Below are 21545 nucleotides of genomic sequence, written 5' to 3'. Positions count from 1 at the left end.
ACATGCAGCGTCGGATCTTCGGGGTCGAGACCGAGTTCGGGGTCACGTGCACCTTCCACGGACAGCGCCGGCTGTCGCCGGACGAGGTCGCGCGGTACCTGTTCCGGCGCGTGGTGTCCTGGGGCCGCTCGTCCAACGTCTTCCTGCGCAACGGTGCCCGGCTCTACCTCGACGTGGGCTCGCACCCCGAGTACGCGACGGCCGAGTGCGACACGCTGACCGGGCTCGTCGCGCACGACAAGGCGGGCGAGCGGATCCTCGAGGACCTGCTGGTCGACGCCGAGCGCCGGCTCGTCGACGAGGGCATCGGCGGCGACATCTACCTGTTCAAGAACAACACCGACTCGGCGGGCAACTCCTACGGCTGCCACGAGAACTACCTGGTCGCGCGGCAGGGCGAGTTCGCCCGGATCGCCGACGTGCTGCTGCCGTTCCTGGTCACCCGCCAGCTGATCTGCGGCGCCGGCAAGGTGCTGCAGACCCCGCGCGGCGCCGTCTACTGCCTGTCCCAGCGCGCCGAGCACATCTGGGAGGGCGTCTCCAGCGCCACCACCCGCTCGCGGCCGATCATCAACACCCGGGACGAGCCGCACGCGGACGCGGAGCGCTACCGCCGGCTGCACGTGATCGTCGGCGACTCGAACATGGCCGAGACCACCACGCTGCTCAAGGTCGGCACCACGCACCTGGTGCTGGAGATGATCGAGGCCGGCGTCCAGTTCCGGGACTTCACCCTGGACAACCCGATCCGCGCGATCCGCGAGATCAGCCACGACCTCACCGGTCGGCGCACCGTGCGGCTGGCGGGCGGCCGCGAGGCCAGCGCGCTGGACATCCAGCGCGAGTACCACGCCCGGGCCGTCGAGCACCTGCGCCAGCGCGGCAGCGAGGACCGCACGCTCGAGCGGGTCGTGGAGCTGTGGGGCCGCACGCTCGACGCCGTCGAGACGCAGAACTTCTCCCTGATCGACCGGGAGGTCGACTGGGCGATCAAGTACCGGCTGGTCGAGCGGTACCGCGCCAAGCACGACCTGGACCTGTCCAGTGCCCGGATCGCGCAGCTCGACCTCGCCTACCACGACATCCGCCGGGGCCGGGGGCTGTTCGACATGCTGCAGCGCAAGGGCCTGGTCGAGCGGGTCACGGACGACGGCGAGATCGAGGTCGCCAAGGACACCCCGCCGCAGAGCACCCGGGCCAAGCTCCGCGGCGACTTCATCGCGGCCGCCCAGGCCGCGGGCCGGGACTTCACGGTCGACTGGGTGCACCTCAAGCTCAACGACCAGGCGCAGCGCACCGTGCTGTGCAAGGACCCGTTCCGCTCGGTCGACGAGCGGGTGGACCGACTCATCCAGTCCCTCTGAAGGCCGTGCCGGAGGCCGCCGGGGAGTCGCCCGCCGAGGAGTCGCGGCCGACGGGCTTCGTGATCTGGGCGCGGAGACCGCGTTCGGGGCCTTCGTGAAGCCGGCCTGGTCCCCTCGCACGGCGAACGGCGCTCTCGCTCGCGGGGTGTGAGCGAGAGCGCGGTCCGGGTGCCGGGGCCGCCGCCCAGCCGGTGCGGACCGCCGGTGCCGGACCGTCGGTGCCGGAACTGCCCGGCCGGCTACTCGATGCCCGGCATCATCTTGCGGCGGAGCGTGAGCAGCTCGTCCTGGACCGGCGCGGCCGCGGGGCCCGCGTGGTCGGGAGCGGGCTGGATGCCCAGCGCGCGCAGGAGCGCCTCGGCGGCTTGCTTGGGGTCGCCGCTCTCACCGAGCACGGGGTGCAGGCCCTCGTCGGCGAGGTGGTGGAACACGAGGTTCACGACGCTCCACGGGTTGAAGGTCTCCGGCAGGCCGGGGTCGTGCGTCATCGCGGTGAGCCTCCTCGAACGTGCGGTGCGTCACGCACGAGCCTCTGCCGCGGTGATCGCCGGGTCAAGGCCGCGTGGTGTCGCTTCCTGAGACACCGCGTGCGCCGCCCGCCTGCCGGCCGGTGCGTCGTCACCCGACCGCGGTCCGACGTGCCGAGGTCTCGCGGGCGGCCGCGGTGTTCGAACGGTTGGTCGTATGCTGCCCCCGTGTCCTCCGCCCGCGCCGAGCGCCTGGTCAACCTGGTGCTCTGCCTGCTGTCGACGCGGCAGTTCCTGACCGCGGAGCGGATCCGCGCGACCGTGCCCGGCTACGCCGACGCGACGAGCGACGAGGCCTTCTTCCGCATGTTCGAGCGGGACAAGACCGAGCTGCGCGAGCTGGGCGTGCCGTTGGAGACCGGCCGCACCTCGGCCTTCGACACGGTCGAGGGCTACCGGATCGCGCGCGGTGACTACGAGCTCGGCGAGATCGACCTCGACGCGGAGGAGGCGGCGGCGGTCGCGCTGGCCGGCTCGCTGTGGGACACGCCCGAGCTGTCCGGCGCCGCGCACGGGGCGCTGCGCAAGCTGCGGGCCGCCGGCGTGGAGGTCGACGAGACGCGGGGATCGGTGCAGCCGCGGGTGCGGGCCGCGGAGCCCGCGTTCGCGCCGCTGCTCGCCGCCGTGCAGGCCGGCCAGGCCGTGACCTTCGACCACCGCCGCGGCGGGCCGACCGGTGAGGTCGTGCGGCGGACCGTGGAGCCGTGGGGCGTGGTCTCCTGGCGGGGCCGGTGGTACCTGGTGGGCCACGACCGGGACCGCCGGGACGTCCGGTCGTTCCGGCTCTCCCGCATCCTCGAGCCGGTGAAGACGGTGGGCGAGCCGGGGGAGGTGGTCGTGCCGCCGGGCACGGACCTCATGGCGTCGATCCACCGCACCGTCGACCACGGACCCGTCGTCGGCGTCGCCACCGTGTGGGTCGCGCAGGGCCATGCGCACGGGCTGCGCCGGCTCGGCACCGTCGTCGGGCCGCGGGAGCTCGGCGGCCGCGCGGGGGACGTGCTGGAGATCGAGCTGCGCAGCGAGCGGACGGTCGCGCGCTGGCTCGCCGGAGCGGGCGCGGACGTCGTCGTGCTCGACCCGCCGGGGCTCGCCGCGCACGTCCGGCGGCTGTGGGAGGGCGCGCTCGCCGCGCACGCGGGGGAGCGGGTGCGATGAGCGGCGCGGGTCGGCGGGGTGCAGCCGGGTGAGCGGGGTCGCCGAGCGGCTGCCGCGGCTGTTGTCGCTGGTGCCGTACCTGCTGGCCCGACCGGGGATCCCGATCGCCGAGGCCGCTGCGGACTTCGACATCACCCCGCGCCAGCTGCGCCGCGACCTCGAGCTGCTGTGGATGTGCGGGCTGCCCGGCTACGGGCCGGGCGACCTCGTCGACCTCTCGTTCTCCGGTGACACGGTCACCGTGACCGAGGACGCCGGGATGCGGCGGCCGCTGCGGCTGACCACCGCGGAGGCGACCGCCCTGCTCGTGGCGCTGCGGACCCTCGGCGAGGCCCCGGGCGTCGTCGACACGGCCGCCGTCCGGCGGGCCACCGCCAAGATCGAGCAGGCGGTGGGCGACGCCGGGGTGGCCACCGTCGCCGTGGACCTCACCCGCGAGGAGGAGGCCACGGCCGCCGCGGTGCGAGGCGCGCTCGACCGCGGCCGGGCCCTGCAGATCGTCTACTACACGGCGGGCCGGGACGCGGTGTCCCGGCGCACCGTCGACCCGATGCGGCTGCTGCTCGTCGAGGGCCGGGGATATCTGGAGGCCTGGTGCCGGCGGGCCGCGGGCGTGCGGTTGTTCCGGCTGGACCGGGTCGAGGAGGTCGTCGAGCTCGACGAGCCGAGCGCCCCGCCGTCGGACGCCGAACCGCACGACGTCTCCCGCGGGCTGTTCTCGCCCAGCGAGGAACACCGGACCGCGGTGCTCCGGGTGGCCCGCGAGGCCCGCTGGATCGCCGAGTACTACCCGGTGGACGAGGTCGTGGAGTACGTCGACGGGTCGGGCGCGGCGCGCGTCCGGCTCCGGTACGCCGACCCGGCGTGGCTCGTCCGGTTGGTGCTGGGCCTCGGCGGCGGGGCGCGGGTGCTGGAGCCGCCCGAGCTGGCGGCCGCGGTGGCCGAGCGGGCGCGGGCGGCGCTGTCCGCCGCGGCCGCGTCCGGGGGTACGGGCACGGAAACGAGCACGGAAACGGGCACGGAAACGGGCACGGTCGGGATCGGGGACGGGAACGACGGCGGGCCCGGCGACGGGTCCGGCCGGGGAGCGGGGTGCTGATGGGGCTGTACTGGGTGCCGATCCTGCTGGGGGCGGCCGGGGTCGTGTCGCTGCTGGCCGTGGCGGTGGTCTGCCTCGCGCACGTACGCCGGTTCGTGCACGCGGCGCAGCGGGAGCGACGGCGGACCGAGCAGGCGGTCGTCCCGCTGCGGTCCGCGGCCGCGGACCTGCGGGCCCGCCGCTGACCGCGCCCCTGGTGTCCCTGCGTACTATCGATGTGAACCGGTTCCGTCGAAAGGACTGCTCATGCCGAGTCTCGGCGGGTGGGAGATCGTCATCCTCGTGGTGGTGGTGCTCCTGCTGTTCGGCGCCAAGAAGCTGCCCGACATGGCCCGCTCCGTCGGTCAGTCCGCCCGCATCTTCAAGGGCGAGATGAAGGGCATGAAGAACGACGGCAAGGCCGAGGAGCCTGCGAAGCAGGAGCCGCCGGCGCAGCTCCCGCCGGCGCAGGCTCAGCAGGGCACCACGGGCACCACCGGCGCCGGGCCCTCGGCTGGGTCGGCGCGGCCGGCCGAACAGCCGGCGGAGCAGCGCGAGCACCAGCAGTAGGGCCCCGCTCGACGTGGTGAAACTGAGCCGCCGCCGGAGGCCGAAGAGCCCCGACGGCACGATGACGCTCGTCGAGCACCTCTACGAGCTGCGCAACCGCCTCGGGATCTCGCTGCTCGCGATCGCGCTCACCACGATCGTCGGCTACATCTGGTTCGAGGTCGGGTTCTTCGGCGCGCCCAGCCTGGGCGCCCTGCTCAAGGAGCCGTACTGCTCGCTACCCGCCTCGTCGCGGGCGGTGTTCACCGCGGACGGGTCCTGCACCCTCCTGGGTACCGGGCCGTTCGACCAGTTCATGCTGCGGCTGAAGGTCGGCGCGGTCGCGGGCATCGTCCTGGCCTGCCCGGTGTGGCTCTACCAGGTGTGGGCGTTCATCGTGCCCGGGCTGTACCCGAAGGAGCGCAAGTTCGCGCTGATCTTCGTCAGCACGGCGGCGATGCTGTTCGTCGCCGGCGCGGTGCTCGCCTACTTCGTCGTCTCCCAGGGCCTCTCGTTCCTGCTCACCATCGGTAGCGAGGTCCAGACCACTGCGCTGACCGGCGAGAGCTACTTCGGCTTCGTCATCGCCCTGCTGCTGATCTTCGGGGTGAGCTTCGAGATCCCGCTGCTCGTGGTGATGCTCAACCAGGTCGGGATCCTCAGCTACGAGCGGCTGCGCAAGTCGCGCCGCGGCATCATCTTCGGCCTGTTCGCGTTCGCGGCGATCGCCACGCCCGGGCAGGACCCGATCTCGATGACGGCGCTCGCGGCGGCGCTGACCCTGCTGTTCGAGCTCGCCATCCAGATCGCGCGCGTGCACGACCGGCGCAAGGCCCGGCAGCGCAAGGCGGAGGGCTGGGACGACTGGGACCCCGACGCCCCGTCGCCGATCGACACCGCGCCGAGCCGGCTCGACACCGCCCCCGGTCCGGTCGACGATCGGGGTCCTGCCGACCCGCCCGGTGCGGTCGCGCCGCCACCCCCGGTCAGCACCGTGGAGCCGACGACCCGCAACGTCGACGACGTCACCTGAACCGCCACCGTCGCGCACCCGTACCCCGTGAGCGGGGTAACGGCCCCGTGCGACGGCGGAGTGTCGGTGAGGTGTGACAGCCTGGTCGGGTGGCCAGCAGCACACCGGCCCCGGCCGAGGCGTACGCCGCGGCCCGGGCCCGCGCCGCGTATCCGCGGCTGAGCGAGTTCGCCGGTTCCCTCCCCTTCGGTCTCGACGGCTTCCAGCGCGAGGCGTGCGAGGCGCTCGAGGAGGGTCACGGCGTGCTCGTCTGCGCGCCGACCGGTGCGGGGAAGACCGTCGTCGGCGAGTTCGCCGTGCACCTGGCCCTGGCGCAGGGCCTCAAGTGCTTCTACACCACACCGATCAAGGCGCTGTCGAACCAGAAGTACGCCGACCTCGTCGAGCGGCACGGCGCCGCGGCCGTCGGCCTCCTCACCGGCGACACCAGCCTGAACGGCGACGCCCAGGTGGTGGTGATGACCACCGAGGTGCTGCGGAACATGATCTACGCGGGCTCGCGGTCGCTCGACCAGCTGGGGTACGTGGTGATGGACGAGGTGCACTACCTCGCCGACCGGTTCCGCGGCGCGGTCTGGGAGGAGGTCATCCTCCAGCTGCCCGAGCACGTCGCGATCGTGAGCCTGTCGGCCACCGTGAGCAACGCCGAGGAGTTCGGGGACTGGCTGGTCGCCGTGCGCGGCGACACCGCCGTCGTCGTCGACGAGGTCCGACCGGTACCGCTGTGGCAGCACATGATGGTCGGCAACCGGCTCTACGACCTGTTCGCCGAGCGGGCCGGCGAGCTCACCGTCGATCCCGAGCTGCTCCGGCAGACCCGCGAGCTCACCCGCCAGGACAACATGGCGACCTGGGTGACCGGGGGCCGCCGCGGCCGCTCGTCGGGCCCCGGGCGCACCGGGCCGCCGCGCTCCCGCGGCGGGATCCGGCCGACCTCGCGGGTCACGGTCATCGACCGGCTCGACCGGGCGGCCCTGCTGCCGGCGATCACGTTCGTGTTCAGCCGCGCGGGGTGCGACGCCGCTGTGGGCCAGTGCGTCCGCGCGGGGCTGCGGCTCACCACCGAGGCCGAGGTCACCGAGATCCGCCGGATCATCGAGAAGCACACGGGCGACCTGCCGCAGGCCGACCTGGGCGTGCTGGGTTACTGGGAGTGGCGCGAGGCGCTCGAGCGCGGCATCGCCGCCCACCACGCCGGCATGCTCCCGGCGTTCAAGGAGACCGTCGAGGAGCTGTTCGTCGAGGGTCTCGTGCGGTGCGTGTTCGCCACCGAGACGCTCGCGCTCGGCATCAACATGCCGGCCCGCACCGTCGTGCTCGAACGACTGGTCAAGTACAACGGCGAGGCCCACGTCGACCTCACGCCGGGCGAGTACACCCAGCTCACCGGGCGCGCCGGACGGCGGGGGATCGACGTCGAGGGGCACGCCGTCGTCCTCTGGGCGCCGGGGGTCGACCCGGAGCACGTCGCGGGGCTCGCCTCCACCCGCACCTACCCGCTGCGCAGCTCCTTCCGCGCCGACTACAACATGACGATCAACCTGGTCGAGCGGCTCGGCATCGAGCAGGGCCGTGACCTGCTGGAGCAGTCCTTCGGGCAGTTCCAGGCGGACCGGTCGGTCGTCGGGCTGGCGCGTCGGATCGAGCGCAACACCGAGGCGCTGCGCGGCTACGCCGAGTCCATGCAGTGCCATCTCGGGGACTTCGGCGAGTACGCGCGGCTGCGCCGGCAGGTGTCCGACCGGGAGAAGGCGCTGCGCCGGCAGGGGTCGGCCGAGCGGCGGACCGAGGTCACCGAGTCGCTGCGCACGCTGCGGCCGGGTGATGTCATCGCGGTGCCGGGGGGCCGACGGGCCGGGCTCGCCGTCGTCCTCGACCCACCCGGGGACTACGAGGACCCGCGCCCGCTCGTGCTCACCGAGGACCGGTGGGCCGGGCGGCTCTCGAGTGCGGACTTCCCCGTGGCCGTGGACACGCTCGGTCGGATGCGGCTGCCGAAACGCGTCGACCACCGCTCGCCGCGGGTGCGACGCGACCTCGCGTCGTCGTTGCGCAACACGGGCATCGTGCCGCCCACCCCGCAGCGGAAGCGGCGCGGCGGAGCCACGGACGATCCCGAGCTCGCCGCCCTGCGCCGCGCGCTGCGCGCCCACCCGTGCCACGGCTGCGACGACCGCGAGGCCCACGCCCGCTGGGGCGAGCGGCACGCGCGGCTGGAACGGGAGACCGAGCAGCTCCGACAGAAGGTCCGGGCGACCACGCACTCGCTCGCCCGCGGCTTCGACCGCATCCGCGCGCTGCTCACCGAGCGCGGCTACCTCGACGGCGAGACCGTCACCGACCACGGGCGCCGGCTGTCGAGACTCTGGGGCGAGTCGGACCTGCTCGCGGCGGAGTGCCTGCGGCACGGGGTGTGGGCCTCGCTCGACCCGCCCGAGCTCGCCGCGGTGGCGTCCGCGCTGGTCTACGAGTCGCGCCGGGACAACGCGCCGGTCCCACGCGTCCCGCAGGGTGCCGTCACGGAGGCCCTCGCCGAGACCGTGCGGATCTGGGCGGAACTCGAACAGGACGAGCGCCGGCACAAGATCGAACGGACCCGTGAGCCCGACCTCGGCTTCGCCTGGCCGATGCACCGCTGGGCCCGCGGCGAGTCGCTGGCCCAGGTCCTCGAGGCGGCCGAACGCAACGGCCAGGAGCTGTCCGCGGGCGACTTCGTGCGCTGGGCGCGGCAGGTGCTCGACCTGCTCGAACAGATCGCCTCGGTCGCCGGGAAGACCACCGGGGTCGGCCGCAACGCCCACAAGGCGGCCCGCGAGGTCCGCCGCGGCGTCGTGGCGGCGGGAGTGGGCTGAGCCCGCCGCCACTCCGCCGGGACAGCCCGGCGCACGATCGCGGGCCCGGCGGGATCCGGACGCATGATCACGTGTGGGGACTGTTGGCGGCCGGGGGTGGCCGGGATGTGTCCGGAGCGGTGATCTTGTGGCGCCGCGGTCGGGGCTGGGGCTGATCACTGGGTGGGACCGTTGGTGGCCGGGGGTGGCCGGGATGTGTCCGGAGCGGTGATCTTGTGGCGTCGCGGTCGGGGGCTGGGGGGGTGATCGTCGGTTGGGGCCGTTGGTGGCCGGGGGTGGCCGGGATGTGTCCGGTGCGGTGATCTTGTGGTGTCTCGCGGTCGGGGCTGGGGCTGATCACTGGGTGGGACCGTTGGTGGCCGGGGGTGGCCGGGATGTGTCCGGAGCGGTGATCTTGTGGCATCGGCGATTCCTCCGGGTGGGGGTCGTGGGAGCAGCGGTGCCCGGACCTGCTGGCGCGGTGAGCCGGCCAGGAGGGCGATCATGATCGACACAGTGCGGCGGGTCTGAGCGAGCCGCACCGCCGCGCGCTCTGCAGCTACCGCTGGTAGTGGGATTGCGTCCCAGCGTGAGTTCGGCGGGGCCGGTGGCGACCGGCCGCGAGTGCGTGGCGTGATGTGCTTGGATCGTTGCCCGGTGGCGCCGACGGATGTCCACACACCGGACGCACGGCGGGCCACCGCGTCCCGGGCGGCGTCGCGACACGGCGCACGGGGCGCTACGAGCTCTCCGGCGTGACGCGACAGGTTGCACGGCGGTGGGCGTCGACGACGAGCACGGTGTCGTCAGGAGACGGGAAGTAGGGCGACGCGGGGCGGCAGGCAGCACCGTGGCGCCCGGGCGAGATGTAGTACCGCGGCGTGGGGCGACAGCAGCACCGCGGCGTGGGGCGACAGCAGAATCGCGGCGTGGGGTGACAGCAGAATCGCGGCGTGGGGTGACAGCAGAATCGCGGCGTGGGGTGACAGCAGCACCGCGAAGCGAGGCGACAGCAGCACCGCGAAATGGGGCGACAGGCAGTTCCGTGGTGCCAGGTGACAGGCAGTACGGCGGCGCGGGGCGACAGGCAGCACCGCGGCGTGAGGCGGGGTGACACGTTGCGCGACGCGGGGGACGGAAGTCAGCCCGACACGAAGGGAAGGTAGAGCCATCAGCACCCCACGGGACCCGCACGGCGAGACGGACCGGGGCCGCCGGGCCGCCGGCGGCCAGGGCGACGCGACCGGACGGGAAGCGTCCGGCGAGGCGGACCGCGCGGAGCACCACGGCGCCGCGCCCCACGGAGACCTCGATGCCGACGCGTCGAGCACCGTTCCGCACACCGGACGGTCGGGCTGGGACCTCGCCCGCACCCCCGAGGCGGACCCGCCCACCCCCGCCTACGGTTCGCCCGCCGTCGAGCACCACGGCGACGAGGCGCGTCCTGGCGGTGCGGCGCACGGCCGGTCGGGCGGCGACACCGGCGGGGGCGCGGGGGACCGAGGCTGGAGCGGCGACGCCCCGGGCGGCGGGTCCGAGTGGAGCGCGTCCGGCGGCTCCGGGTGGGGCCCGGGCGCTCGGGCCGGCGCCCCGCGCGAGGACTCGGGGTGGGATCCGGCCGGATCCGCGGCGTGGGACCCCGAGGGAACTCTGCGAGGTGCGCCCCCCGTGTGGGACCCGGAGGCCACGGCGCACGGAGCGCCGCCCGCCTGGGATGCCGAACCCACCGGACGAGGAGCGTCCCCCACGTGGGACCCGGAGGGCGACCGCACCGCGGCCCGACCCGCGCCCGAGGGTGGCTGGGATCCGGCCGGTGCCGGGTTCGTCGGCGCCGCCTCGGCGACCGGGACGCTCCCGGCCGGAGAGGGCCGTGCGGCCCGCCGCCGTGGCCGACCCCGCTCCCGGACGGCCCTGCTGGCCGGCGCCACGGCGGTCGTCGTGGTGCTGGCCGTCCTGGCCGTGACCGCGTTCTGGAAGCCGGGTTTCCTCATCACCGAGGAGTTCGACCAGCAGGCGCTGCAGGACGGGGTCACGCAGATCCTCACCCAGGACTACGGCCTGGGCACCACCGGCGTGAGCTGCCCGGAGGGACAGGAGGTGGCGGCCGGTACGGTCTTCAGCTGCTCGGCGAACGTCGACGGCGAGGACGTCGAGGTCCCGATCACCGTCCTCGACGACCAGGGCACCTACCAGGTCGGACGCGTCTGACGCACGAGACCGGCCGCGAAACGAGCGCGCAGGACGACGCCGTCGCGCGGATTCCGGGTGACAGGGAGGGGCCCCGGCCGGAGGATCGACACCCGTGAGCACGACCGGCACCGACCCGCGCGAGCCCGGGACCGACAGCCCCGCGCCCAGCACCTCTGCCGCAGCCGACGCGCCCGCCTCGGCGGACCGCTCGCCCGCAGCGGACCGGCCAGCCGCAGCAAACTCGCCCGCAGCGGACCGGCCAGCCGCAGCAAACTCGCCCCAGCCCGAGCCCGCCACTCCCGCCCCGCCCGGTGCAGCGGACGGTGCAGCCGACCCGGCCGGCGCAGCGAACTCGCCCCGGCCCGAGCCCGCCACGGCCGACCCGTCCGGCGCAGCGGTACCGCGTTCCGGAGCAGCCCCGGACGCCGGTGCGGCGGATCGGGCCCCCGGGGCAGCCCGTCTCTCAGCGGTCCCGGAGGTGCGGGTGCTCGAGCCCGACGAGCTGCGCGCGGCCCACGCGCTCTTCGGCGCCGCCCTGCACGCCGGCGGCCCGGCCGACGACGAGCGCTGGGCCGTCGCCCGGACCTCCTACGATCCCGGCCGCACCTTCGGCGTGGACCAGCCGGAGGGCACCCTCGCCGGGACAGCGACGAGTTTCGGCTCGGCTCTCACGGTGCCGGGCGGGGCGCAGGTGCCGATGGCCGCGGTGACCCGCGTCGGTGTCCGAGCCGACCGCACCCGGCGAGGGCTGCTCACCGCCCTCATGCGCGAGCAGTTGCAGGACGCCGCCGACCGCGGCGAGGTCGCCGCGACCCTGCGCGCCAGCGAGGCCCGCATCTACGGGCGGTTCGGCTACGGCGTCGCGAGTCGCGGGCGGAACGTCCGCGTGACCGCGGGCGCCCGGTTCCGGGTCGACGCCCCGCCGGGCGGCGACGTACGGCTGGTCGGTGTCGACGAGGCCGCTACGGTCCTGCCGCCCCTGTACGCGCGCATCCTCGACGGGGCCACCCGCCCGGGCCCGATCACCCGCCCCGACGGGTGGTGGGCCTCGACCCTCCGCCGCCCCGCTCCCGACACGGCCCGGGGGATCGCGGTCCACACCGGCCCCGACGGCGACGACGGGTTCGCGTCCTGGACCGTGCGCCAGGAGGGCAGCGACTTCGGCGAGAACGTCCTCGACGTCGCCGACCTGCATGCGGCGACCCCGCAGGCCGTCGCCGGCCTCTGGCGCTTCCTCCTGGGCATCGACCTGCTCCGGCACGTCGCGGCCCACCTGCGTCCGCTCGACGAACCGCTGGACCTGTTCCTCGAGGATCCACGGGCCTGCCGCACGACCGGCATCGGCGACGAGACCTGGCTGCGCCTGCTCGACGTGCCCGCCGCCCTCGCGGCTCGCGCGTGGGGCGACACCGGTGGCGAACCGGTACGGATCCGCGTGCACGACCCGCTCTTCCCGGCGAACGACGGCGTCCACGTCGTCGGTGCCGGCGGGCCGGACACGAGGGGCTCGACGGGTACGAGCGAGGCCGAGCCCGCGGCCGGCGGCCGGGCCGACCTCGAGTGCGACGTCGCCGGCCTGGCGATGGCCTACCTCAGCGACCGGCGGCCCGCCGAGCTCGTCGCGAGCGGTTGGTGGACCGCGCACGACCGGGCCGCCGTCGCCCGCGCCGACCGTCTCTTCGCGGCGGGCGAGGCGCCGTGGTGCGGCACGTTCTTCTGACCGCATCCGCCGTCCGGCCAGGGGTGGCCCCGCGCGGCGCTGTCGGACCCCGCGGGCCTCAGCCCGTGAGGGCCGCCACCAGCCGGTCCACGGAGCCGCCGAGGCCCCAGCGCTCGGCCAGGGCGGCGAGCGCGCCAGCGTCGGCGGGGGAGTCGGGGAGGGTGTCGCTGCGGGACAGCTCCACCGGCGCGTCCTGCACCACGCGCACGACCGGCTCGACGACGGCGAGATAGTCCGCCGCCCTGGCCAGCTTGCTGCGCACGCTCGCCGCGAGGCGCCCGTCGCCACCGTCGCCCACGGCCGCCACCAGCTCCGCCCACGAGCCGAACTTCCCGACCAGCGTGGCCGCCGTCTTCGCACCCACCCCGGGTACGCCGGGCAGTCCGTCGGACGGGTCCCCTCGGAGCATCGCCATCTCGGCGTAGGCCTCGCCCGCCCGGTCCCGCGGCACGCCGTACTTCTCCGCGACCTCCACCGGGCCCAGGAGCTCGGCCTTGGCCAGCCCGCGCCCGACGTACAGCAGCCGCACCGGCGTGGGTTCGTCGCGGACGATCTGCATGAGGTCCCGATCGCCGCTGACGCCCACCACCGGGTCGGCGGACTCACGGTGGGCGAGCGTGCCGATGACGTCGTCGGCCTCGTGCCCCTCGGCCCCGCCCGTGGCGATCCCCGCCGCGGCCAGCACATCGAGGATGATCGGAACCTGGGGCGCGAGGGTGTCCGGCACCTCCTCGGGGACCCCGGCGGGCGCGGTGGCCGGGCCGCTCCCGGGTGCGGAGCCCTCGATCCGGTGTGCCTTGTAGGACGGCAGCGCCTCCACCCGGAACGCCGGCCGCCAGTCGAGGTCCAGGCACGCGACGAGCCGCGACGGGCGGTGCTCGGCGACGAGCCGGGCGATCATGTCGGTGAACCCGCGGACCGCGTTGACCGGCGTCCCGTCGGGCGCCGTGATGGACTCGGGCACCCCGTAGAAGGCGCGGAAGTACATGCTCGCCGCGTCGAGCAGCATCAACGAACCGGCCGGGGCGTCCTGGGCCACAGAATCCTGGGCCACAGAATCCTGGGCCACAGAATCCTGGGGCGCCGAACTCCGGCCCGCCGGGTCCTGGGCCGCGGCGTTCGGGGGTGCGGACTTCCGGGGTGCCGTCACGGTGAGCCAGCATGCCAGGCGGGGGCGGCGCACAGCGTGAGCGCCCTAAGCTCGCCCTATGAGCCACGCCGTCCCCACCGAGCTGCTCGCCGACCGGTTGCGCCGGGCGGGCGAGGTCGCCGCCGAGCAGGGCACCGACGTCCTCCTCGTCACGCCCGGCACGGATCTGCGGTACCTGGTCGACCACGCGGGTGAGTCCCACGAGCGGCTGACCTGCCTGGTGCTGCCCGCCGCGGGGCACCGGGCACCGCCGGCGCTCGTCGTACCGCGGCTGGAGGCCCCCGGGTTCGACCTCCGCACGCTGGAGGCGCTCGGCGTCGAGGTCCTCACCTGGACGGACGGCGAGGACCCCTACCTGCTCGTCTCCGACCTGGCGGGCGGGCCCACCCGGATGGCCGTGGCCGACGGGATGCCGGCGCGGCACGTGTTCGGTCTGCGGGACGCCTTCCCGGACGTGAGGCAGACGCTCGCCGGGCCCGTCCTGCGCGAGCTGCGGATGCGCAAGGACGCCGCGGAGGTCGAGCAGCTCCGCCTCGCAGGTGCCGCCATCGACCGTGTGCACGCCCGGATGGCCGAGATCCTCAAGCCCGGGCGGACCGAGGCCCAGGTCGGGGCCGACATCGAGGCGGCGATCGTCGCCGAGGGGCACACCGACGCCGCGTTCGTGATCGTCGGCTCGGGGCCGAACGGCGCGAGCCCGCACCACGACGTCTCCGACCGGGTCATCGAGCCGGGCGACGTCGTGGTCGTCGACATCGGCGGTCCGCTCGCCAGCGGCTACCACTCGGACTGCACCCGCACCTACGCGGTCGGGGCGGAGCCGTCGGCGCAGGTGCGCGAGACCTACGCGGTACTGCAGGAGGCGCAGGAGCGCTCGGTGCGGGCCGTACGCCCCGGCGTCACGGCGGAGTCGGTCGACGAGGCCGCCCGCGCCCCGATCTCCCGGGCCGGCTTCGGCGCCCGGTTCGTGCACCGCACCGGGCACGGCATCGGGCTCGACGTGCACGAGGAGCCCTACATCGTGGGCGGCAACGGGCTGTCCCTGGAGCCGGGCATGGCCTTCAGCGTGGAGCCGGGCGTGTACTTCGACGGCGAGTGGGGCGCGCGCATCGAGGACATCGTGGTCGTGACCGAGAGCGGCGCCGAGCGGCTCAACAACGGTCCTCGGGAGCTGGTCGTCCTCTGACGCTTCGGCCCGACCGCCCCCGCTTCCGGACCCGGTCATGCGGTCACCTCCGGGTGAGCGCCGCCGTCCCGGCCGGGGACGCACACCGCCCGTCGTGCGGTGTCGCCGAGGAACTCGCGCAGGCAGCCGCCGATCGCGATGTGCGCCGCGGCGGTCGGATGGAAGGACTCCTGGAACAGGTGTCGGCCCGCGGTGTCGAGCGCGCCCTGCACCAGGCTCCGCGGGTCCACGGTCAGCCGGCGCTGCCACTCGTCGCGCAGCGGGCCGGTGCAGGCCTCCCGGCCCTCGGCGAGCCGGCTGAGGTCGAGGAACCGCGCGCCGGCCCGCTCGGCCGCCGCTCCGATCGTGGCGGCGAGCTGCGGGAACGCCACGGTGCGGGCCCAGGCGGCGTCGGGCCGCGAGTACGGGCAGCCGCGGACCGCGTGCCAGACCGGCATGGCCTCGCTGCCCGGGGCGGCATAGGACAGCAGCACCAGCGCGTAGTCCGCCGGGCGGTAGCCGGCGCGGTCCATGGCGGTGCGGACGTCCCGCGCCGCCGCCTCGATCCGGGGTGCGACCGCCGCCAGCCGGCCGGCCCACGTGGGACCGACGCTCGTGCGGCACCCCGGCTGACCCAGGTCGAGGAAGGCCCGGATGCAGGCGACCGCGACGCCGGACAGGTCCGGCTCGTCGTTCGCTCCCACCTGCAGGGTCACCACCCGCACCCGGTGACGGCGCGCGGTCTCGACGAGGCGCTGGGCCTGCGACCCCTCGGTATGGTGCACCGCCGGGCCGAAGGCGACGTGTTCCGCTCCCGCACCCGAGCAGGCCAGGTTCACGGCGACCTCGGCCGACGCGATGCGGTGCACGTAGGCGGCGGGGGACCGGTGGCACCAGTTCCCGCCCTCGCCGCGGGTGCCCGGTTCATAGCCGCCGCTGCCCTCACCGGACGCCGCGCTGTCGCCCAGTGCCACGACGGCGGTCGGCCGGGTGTCCGGGGGCACCCCGGCAGCCTGCGCCGGGGGCGCCGTCCCCACCGCGGCGAGGACGACCAGGAGCGCCACCAGCGGCAGGGCGCGGCGAACGGGTGCGAGCGGGACGGGTGCGAGCGGGACGGGGTCGAGCGGGGCACGGTGGGTCGGCACGCGGCGGACGGTAGGAGGGCCGAGAGGGCCCCGGACGTGACCGCCTCGTGGCTGTGGACAACCCCTTCGTCCGGCACCGTCCACCGCGGCCACCCGGAGCCCTGACGGCACCGATGTGGACGGCCCGCCGTGCGACCCGGATTCGTCGGGGCGGCGTGCTAGGCCGCCCCCTCGGGGGAACTCCGGACCTTCTCCGGCCGTTGTCCGGAGGCATCCGCCCCGCGGAGGCGGCACAGTGGGTGCAGGGCGGCGAGAACCGTCGCCGACCAGATCGAGGAGCTCGACGGAACATGGCAACCACTCTCACCCGCCCGCGTCAGGGCATCGTGATCGCCGGGGTCTGCGCCGGACTCGCGCAGCGTTTCGGCCTGAGCCCGTTCATGGTGCGCCTGCTGTTCCTGGTGTCGTGCCTGCTGCCCGGCCCGCAGTTCGTGATCTACATCGTGCTGTGGATCCTCATGCCGAAGGCCCCGTACTGACCGACCCCCCGGGGGTGGGGTAGACACCCGGGTCGTGGCCCGCACCCTGCTCACCGGCCTCCGGGTGCCCGGCCGAACCGGTCCCGAGGCGATCGAGACCGAGGGCGACCGGGTCACCTGGGCCGGTGCGGCGGAGGCGGCCCGCGACCGGGCGGGGAGCCGCGCGCACGTCGAGGAGCTCGACGGGGTCGTGCTGACCTCGCCCTTCGTCGACGCGCACGTCCACGCCACCGCCTCCGGTCTGTTGCTCGACGGCCTGGACCTCACCCGCTGCGCGACCGCGGCGGAGGTCCTGGCCGCAGTGGCTCAGGCCGCAGGCGCGACGCCGGCGGCCGGCGTGGTCTGGGGGCACGGCTGGGAGGAGGACCGCTGGTCCGGCCCGCCGCCCCTGCGGTCCGAGCTGGACCGCGCCGCCCGGGGCCGGGCCGTCTACCTGAGCCGGATCGACGTCCACTCGGCCCTGGTGTCCACCGCACTGGTCGACCGGGCCCCCGGCGCCGTCGGCGCCACGGGCTGGACCCCGAGCGGACCGCTGACCGCCGACTCGCACCATCACGTCCGCCGGGCCGCGCTGGCCGCGCTGGCCCCGGCCCAGCGCCGCTCCGCACAGCGCGCCTTCCTCGACCACGCGGCCGCGCACGGGGTGGCCGAGGTGCACGAATGCGCGGGACCGGAGATCTCCGGCCGGGCGGACCTCGCGGACCTGCTCGGCTGCGGGCACGGCGTGCACGTCGTGGGGTACTGGGGTGAGGCCGTCGCGGACCCGGAGACCGCGCAGGCGCTGCGGGCCGCGACCGGGGCACACGGCCTGGCCGGGGACCTGTTCGTCGACGGCTCGCTCGGCTCCCGCACGGCCGCGCTGCACACGCCCTACCTCGACGCCCCGGGCTGCACCGGCAACCGCTACCTCGCCCCCGAGATCCTGGCCGGGCACCTCACCGCCTGCACCCGCGCCGGGATCCAGGCGGGCTTCCACGTGATCGGGGAGGCGGCGGTCGAGGACGCCGTGGCCGCGCTGGAGGAGGCCGCCCACCGGACCTCACCGGCTGAGGTCCGCGCGGTCCGGCACCGGCTGGAGCATCTGGAGATGGTCGACGCCGGTCAGGCGGCCCGGCTGGCGGCGCTGGGCGCGGTGGCCAGCGTCCAGCCCCTCTTCGACGCGGCCTGGGGTGGGCGCGACGGCATGTACGCGGCCCGGCTCGGGGTCGAGCGGGCCGGCGGGATGAACCCCTTCCGCGCGCTGGCCGAGGCCGGGGTGGTGCTGGCCTTCGGCTCGGACTCCCCGGTCACGCCGCTGGATCCGTGGGCCGCGGTGCGGGCGGCGGCAGCCCACCGCACCCCCTCGTCGTCGGTCGACGAGGACACTGCTCTGACCGCGCACACCGCGGGCGGGCGGCACGCCGCGGGCGGCGCAGGCACACCCGTCCCGGTGCCCGGCGGCCCGGCCTCCTACGCGCTCTGGGACGGCACCACCTGCCTGCGGACCGTGCGCGAGGGCCGGCTCCTGCACGGCGACGGGGGCGGACCCGCGCAGTGACGTCGGGCGCCCCCGCTTCCCGACCGGCCCTCCGCTCTGGCATCCTGTGCGTCGTGATCGACCGGACCGGCCGCCGCCCCCTCGCGGGTCGCTGCTGTCCGGGGTGTTGTCGCTGTTGCCGCTGACACCCCCGGAACCGTCCGCCTGCCGCAATCGTGCGGCCCCCACAGACTGCGATCACTTCCATGACCGCTCCCGCGGCTCCTGCCCCGAGCAGCCCCCTCGCCTCGGCCGTTCCGGCCCTCGCCGAGCCCGACCTGCGTGGACACACCGTCGTCGCCCTGCACCCGCACCCGGACGACGAGGCGATCTTCACCGGGATCACCCTGCGCCGGCTGGCCGACGCCGGCGCCCGCGTGGTGCTCGTCATGGCCACCGGCGGCGAGCTCGGGGGCTCCCGACTGCCGCTGCGCCCCGGCGAGACCGTCCGACAGCGCCGGCTCGCCGAACTCGAGCACGCCGCCGCGCTGCTGGGCGTCGCCCGGCTCGTGCTGCTGAACCGGCGTGACTCCGGCCTGCCGGGCGGCCCGGACGGCGGCCACGCCCGCGCGCTCGCCGGGGCCGAGCCCCTCGCCCTGGCCAGCCGGCTCGCCGAGATCGTCGACGACGAGGGCGCCGGCACCCTGCTCGCCGACGACGAGCGGGGCGTCTACGGCCACCCCGACCACCGGATGGCCGGGATGGTCGGCACCATCGCCGCCGAGCTGACCGGTGCCGACGCCTACCTCGCGACGGTCGACCGGGACGTCCTCGACCCCGGGCGTCACCTCGTCCACGGCGCCGCCCGCGCGGCGGCCGTGCCCTTCGGCCGCGACGGCCGGGAGATCGGGTTGACCGTGGCCGGCGACGCCCGGCACCTCGCCGTCAAGCGGGCCGCCATCCTCGCGCACGCCAGCCAGGTCGACCCGGCCGAGCTCCCCGAGCACGACTTCGCCGCCGCCTACGGCCGCGAGTGGTTCCGCCGCACCGGCCCCGCGGCCCGGCCCGGCCTCCTCGACCTCCTGTAGCGGACCGCCCCTCCTCCAGCAGACCGCACGGGGCCGCGCCGTAGGCTCCTCCCGTGGCCGCACCGACCCTCGACCCCGCGCAGGCCGGGTCCGCCCCGCGGGGCTCGCGGTCGGCCCGATCCCGGCGCCTGCTGGCCCGGGTCGTCCCGGCGCTCGCCGCCGGCGTCGTGCTGTACCTGAGCTTCCCGCCGCGCGAGCTGTGGTGGCTGGCCCCGCCGGTGTTCGCGGTGCTCGGGGTGGTGCTGCGTGGTGTGCGCGCGCGGCGCGGGTTCCTGCTGGGCTACCTGTTCGGCCTGGGCTTCCTGGTCCCGCTGCTGAGCTGGACCGGCACTTTCGTCGGGGCGGTGCCGTGGCTGGCGCTGGGCCTGGTCGAGGCGCTCGCGTTCGGCCTCGCCGGTGCGGGGATGGCCGTGACCTCCCGGCTGCCCGCGGCGCCGCTGTGGGGTGCCGCCGTGTGGGTCGGGGCCGAGGCCCTGCGCAGTCGGGTCCCGTTCGGCGGGCTGCCGTGGGGACGGGTCGGGTTCGGCCAGCCGGAGGGGCTCTTCCTGCCCGCGGCCTCGGTCGGCGGGGTGCCGCTGCTGTCCTTCGTCACCGTGCTCGCCGGGCTCGCGCTCGGGGAGCTGGTCCGGCGGCTCGCGCGACGCGAGCTGCGCGCCTCGGTGGTCCCGGCCGTCCTGCTCGTGGTCGCCCTGGTGGCCGGCCCGGTCGCCGGGCTGGTCCCGGCCACCGTCGACGGCCCGTCGAGATCCGTCACCGTCGCCGCGATCCAGGGCAACGTGCCGCGGCTCGGCCTGGACTTCAACGCGCAGCGCCGCGCCGTGCTGGACAACCACGTCCGGGTCACCGAGCAGCTCGCCGCCGAGGTCGCGGCCGGTCGGCAGCCGCAGCCGGACGTCGTGATCTGGCCGGAGAACTCCTCGGACATCGACCCCTTCCGCAACGCCGACGCCGCCGAGGTGATCTCCGAGGCCGCCGCCGCGATCAGGGCTCCGATCCTGGTCGGCTCCGTGCTGGTGAACCAGGACCGGACGGCGAGCAACGCGGTCCTGGTCTGGGACCCGGTGCTGGGCCCGGTCGCGCGCAACGACAAGCGGCGCATCCAGCCGTTCGGCGAGTACATGCCGTGGCGATCGTTCTTCCGGCTCTTCTCCGACTACGTCGACCGGGCGGGCACCTTCGTGCCCGGCCCCGGCCCCGGCGTGCTGCAGGCCGGCGGCGCCGACATCGGCATCGCGATCTGCTGGGAGGTCGCCTTCGACGACCTGGTGGCGGACAGCGTCTCGGCCGGTGCCACGATGCTCGCCGTCCCCAGCAACAACGCCACCTTCGGCCTGTCGGAGATGACCTACCAGCAGCTCGCGATGTCCCGGGTGCGGGCCGTCGAACACGACCGTCCGGTCGTCGTCGCGACGACCTCGGGAGTCAGCGCGACGATCACGCCGGAGGGCACCGTGACCGGAAGTACCGGGCAGTTCGTGCCCGGCACCCTGGTCGCTGTCGAGTCGCTCGAGGACACGACTACGCTGGCCACTCGGCTGCGATCCGTGCCGGAGTGGGTGCTGACCGCAGTGGGAGTCATGGCGATCGGCGCCGCGCTGCTCACCGGGAGGCGGGCACGCCGGGGTGCGGCCGCCGCGCAGGAGGGGGCGGGGTCCCGCAGGAGGCCCGCGACCGCCCCCCGGGCAGGAGAGGACGTCGATGGCTGAGCCCCCGGGACCGGTCCTGGTGGTCATCCCGACCTACGAGGAGCGGGAGAACCTCGGCCGGGTCGTCGCGCGGCTCAACGCGGCCGTGCCCGACGCGGACATCCTGGTCGTCGACGACGCCAGCCCGGACGGCACGGGCGAGCTCGCCGAGGAGATGGCGGCGGAGGACCCGCGGGTGCACGTACTGCACCGCGAGGGCAAGAACGGGCTCGGCGCGGCCTACCTCGCCGGCTTCCGGCACGCGCTGAGCGGCGAGCACCAGGTCGTCGTCGAGATGGACGCGGACGGCTCGCACGCCCCCGAGGACCTGCCCGCCCTGCTGGCCGCGCTGGAGGAGGGCCCGGGCGCCGACCTCGTGCTCGGCTCCCGGTACGTCCCCGGTGGCGAGGTCGTGAACTGGCCCGCCCATCGCGAGTGGCTCTCCCGCGGCGCGAACCTCTACGCGCGGATCGCGCTCGGGGCGCCCGTCCGGGACATCACCGCCGGCTACCGGGTGTACCGGCGGCAGGTGCTCGAGCAGCTCGACCTCGACTCGGTGATCTCACAGGGGTACTGCTTCCAGATCGACCTGGCCTGGCGGGCCCTGCAGGCCGGCTTCCGGGTCGCCGAGGTGCCGATCACCTTCACCGAGCGGCAGATCGGGTCGTCGAAGATGGACGGCGCCGTGATGCTGGAGGCGTTCGTCAACGTCGCCCGGTGGGGGTTCGAGCACCGCCTCCGCCGGCTACGCCCGCTGTGGGGGGGCACCGGGGACACCGCCGCGGGAGACGGATCCGTCCGCGCCTGATCACCGCTGTGCTCGACGCTGCCCCCGGTTGACGCTGCCCCCCGGTCGACCTTCCGACGCGCTCGACGCCTGGTCGCAGTATGGAACCATGATGCGAGTTCAGGGCCAGGATCTGCGCA

Annotated in this window: 18 protein-coding genes; 15 read left to right on the top strand and 3 right to left on the bottom strand. The window is 75.2% G+C overall.

Annotated elements, in window-relative coordinates; genetic code table 11:
- The first annotated feature begins 2 nt into the window (after positions 1 to 2).
- Positions 3 to 1364: a Pup--protein ligase gene (pafA, locus tag ACL02T_RS13910; protein WP_412831113.1), complete on the top strand. Its 1362-nt coding sequence runs from the start codon at positions 3 to 5 to the stop codon at positions 1362 to 1364.
- 239 nt (positions 1365 to 1603) lie between these two features.
- On the opposite strand, the gene ACL02T_RS13905 is transcribed toward pafA, so the two are convergent.
- A complete protein-coding gene (locus ACL02T_RS13905; protein WP_412831112.1) occupies positions 1604 to 1852 on the bottom strand; it encodes a hypothetical protein in 249 nt (82 codons plus the stop codon).
- Positions 1853 to 2059: 207 nt separating this feature from the next.
- Between ACL02T_RS13905 and ACL02T_RS13900 the strand changes: the two genes are divergently transcribed.
- The 8 genes from ACL02T_RS13900 to ACL02T_RS13865 all read left to right on the top strand — a co-directional run bounded on the left by ACL02T_RS13900 (position 2060) and on the right by ACL02T_RS13865 (position 12450).
- Positions 2060 to 3049 carry a helix-turn-helix transcriptional regulator gene (locus tag ACL02T_RS13900; RefSeq protein WP_412831111.1) on the top strand — a complete coding sequence of 330 codons (990 nt, stop codon included), beginning with the start codon at positions 2060 to 2062 and terminating at the stop codon, positions 3047 to 3049.
- 28 nt (positions 3050 to 3077) lie between these two features.
- The gene (locus tag ACL02T_RS13895; RefSeq protein ID WP_412831110.1) at positions 3078 to 4148 is read left to right on the top strand and encodes a helix-turn-helix transcriptional regulator; all 1071 of its coding nucleotides are present in this window, start codon (positions 3078 to 3080) and stop codon (positions 4146 to 4148) included.
- The gene (locus ACL02T_RS13890; protein ID WP_412831109.1) at positions 4148 to 4333 is read left to right on the top strand and encodes a hypothetical protein; all 186 of its coding nucleotides are present in this window, start codon (positions 4148 to 4150) and stop codon (positions 4331 to 4333) included. Before ACL02T_RS13895 ends, ACL02T_RS13890 begins: the two co-directional genes overlap by 1 nt.
- Before the next feature lie 61 nt (positions 4334 to 4394).
- A complete protein-coding gene (gene tatA / locus ACL02T_RS13885) occupies positions 4395 to 4697 on the top strand; it encodes a Sec-independent protein translocase subunit TatA (protein WP_412831108.1) in 303 nt (100 codons plus the stop codon).
- Positions 4698 to 4758: 61 nt separating this feature from the next.
- Complete coding sequence (gene tatC, locus ACL02T_RS13880) at positions 4759 to 5709, top strand: twin-arginine translocase subunit TatC (protein WP_412831280.1); 951 nt, start codon at positions 4759 to 4761, stop codon at positions 5707 to 5709.
- 89 nt (positions 5710 to 5798) lie between these two features.
- Positions 5799 to 8561: a DEAD/DEAH box helicase gene (locus ACL02T_RS13875; protein ID WP_412831107.1), complete on the top strand. Its 2763-nt coding sequence runs from the start codon at positions 5799 to 5801 to the stop codon at positions 8559 to 8561.
- 1647 nt (positions 8562 to 10208) lie between these two features.
- Positions 10209 to 10748 (top strand): DUF4333 domain-containing protein, encoded by a 540-nt coding sequence (locus ACL02T_RS13870; protein WP_412831106.1) that lies wholly within the window; start codon positions 10209 to 10211, stop codon positions 10746 to 10748.
- 460 nt (positions 10749 to 11208) lie between these two features.
- Positions 11209 to 12450: a GNAT family N-acetyltransferase gene (locus tag ACL02T_RS13865; protein ID WP_412831105.1), complete on the top strand. Its 1242-nt coding sequence runs from the start codon at positions 11209 to 11211 to the stop codon at positions 12448 to 12450.
- A gap of 58 nt (positions 12451 to 12508) precedes the next feature.
- Here ACL02T_RS13865 and ACL02T_RS13860 read toward each other — a convergent pair whose 3' ends face one another.
- Complete coding sequence (locus ACL02T_RS13860; protein ID WP_412831279.1) at positions 12509 to 13459, bottom strand: 5'-3' exonuclease; 951 nt, start codon at positions 13457 to 13459, stop codon at positions 12509 to 12511.
- 199 nt (positions 13460 to 13658) lie between these two features.
- Here ACL02T_RS13860 and ACL02T_RS13855 point away from each other — a divergent pair, with 199 nt between their 5' ends.
- Complete coding sequence (locus ACL02T_RS13855; RefSeq protein WP_412831104.1) at positions 13659 to 14786, top strand: M24 family metallopeptidase; 1128 nt, start codon at positions 13659 to 13661, stop codon at positions 14784 to 14786.
- A 35-nt stretch (positions 14787 to 14821) separates the two neighbouring features.
- Here the strand turns inward: ACL02T_RS13855 and ACL02T_RS13850 are convergent, their stop codons facing one another.
- Positions 14822 to 15910 (bottom strand): GDSL-type esterase/lipase family protein, encoded by a 1089-nt coding sequence (locus tag ACL02T_RS13850; RefSeq protein ID WP_412831103.1) that lies wholly within the window; start codon positions 15908 to 15910, stop codon positions 14822 to 14824.
- A gap of 290 nt (positions 15911 to 16200) precedes the next feature.
- On the opposite strand from ACL02T_RS13850, the gene ACL02T_RS13845 reads away from it, so the two are divergent.
- The 5 genes from ACL02T_RS13845 (at position 16201) to ACL02T_RS13825 (ending at position 21426) form a co-directional block, all read left to right on the top strand.
- Positions 16201 to 16389: a PspC domain-containing protein gene (locus tag ACL02T_RS13845; protein WP_412831102.1), complete on the top strand. Its 189-nt coding sequence runs from the start codon at positions 16201 to 16203 to the stop codon at positions 16387 to 16389.
- Positions 16390 to 16423: 34 nt separating this feature from the next.
- Positions 16424 to 17926, top strand: a complete 1503-nt coding sequence (locus ACL02T_RS13840) for an amidohydrolase (RefSeq protein ID WP_412831101.1) — start codon at positions 16424 to 16426, stop codon at positions 17924 to 17926.
- A 185-nt stretch (positions 17927 to 18111) separates the two neighbouring features.
- Complete coding sequence (locus ACL02T_RS13835; protein WP_412831100.1) at positions 18112 to 18933, top strand: PIG-L deacetylase family protein; 822 nt, start codon at positions 18112 to 18114, stop codon at positions 18931 to 18933.
- A 53-nt stretch (positions 18934 to 18986) separates the two neighbouring features.
- Positions 18987 to 20639 (top strand): apolipoprotein N-acyltransferase, encoded by a 1653-nt coding sequence (lnt, locus tag ACL02T_RS13830; RefSeq protein ID WP_412831099.1) that lies wholly within the window; start codon positions 18987 to 18989, stop codon positions 20637 to 20639.
- Positions 20632 to 21426 carry a polyprenol monophosphomannose synthase gene (locus tag ACL02T_RS13825; RefSeq protein ID WP_412831098.1) on the top strand — a complete coding sequence of 265 codons (795 nt, stop codon included), beginning with the start codon at positions 20632 to 20634 and terminating at the stop codon, positions 21424 to 21426. Before lnt ends, ACL02T_RS13825 begins: the two co-directional genes overlap by 8 nt.
- Positions 21427 to 21545: the final 119 nt, after the last annotated feature.

Source organism: Pseudonocardia oceanicola (genome assembly GCF_047200735.1).
In the GTDB taxonomy this organism is placed as follows: domain Bacteria; phylum Actinomycetota; class Actinomycetes; order Mycobacteriales; family Pseudonocardiaceae; genus Pseudonocardia.
The sequence above is the reverse complement of the archived record's forward strand: the minus strand, read 5'-3'. Positions and strand labels throughout refer to the sequence as shown.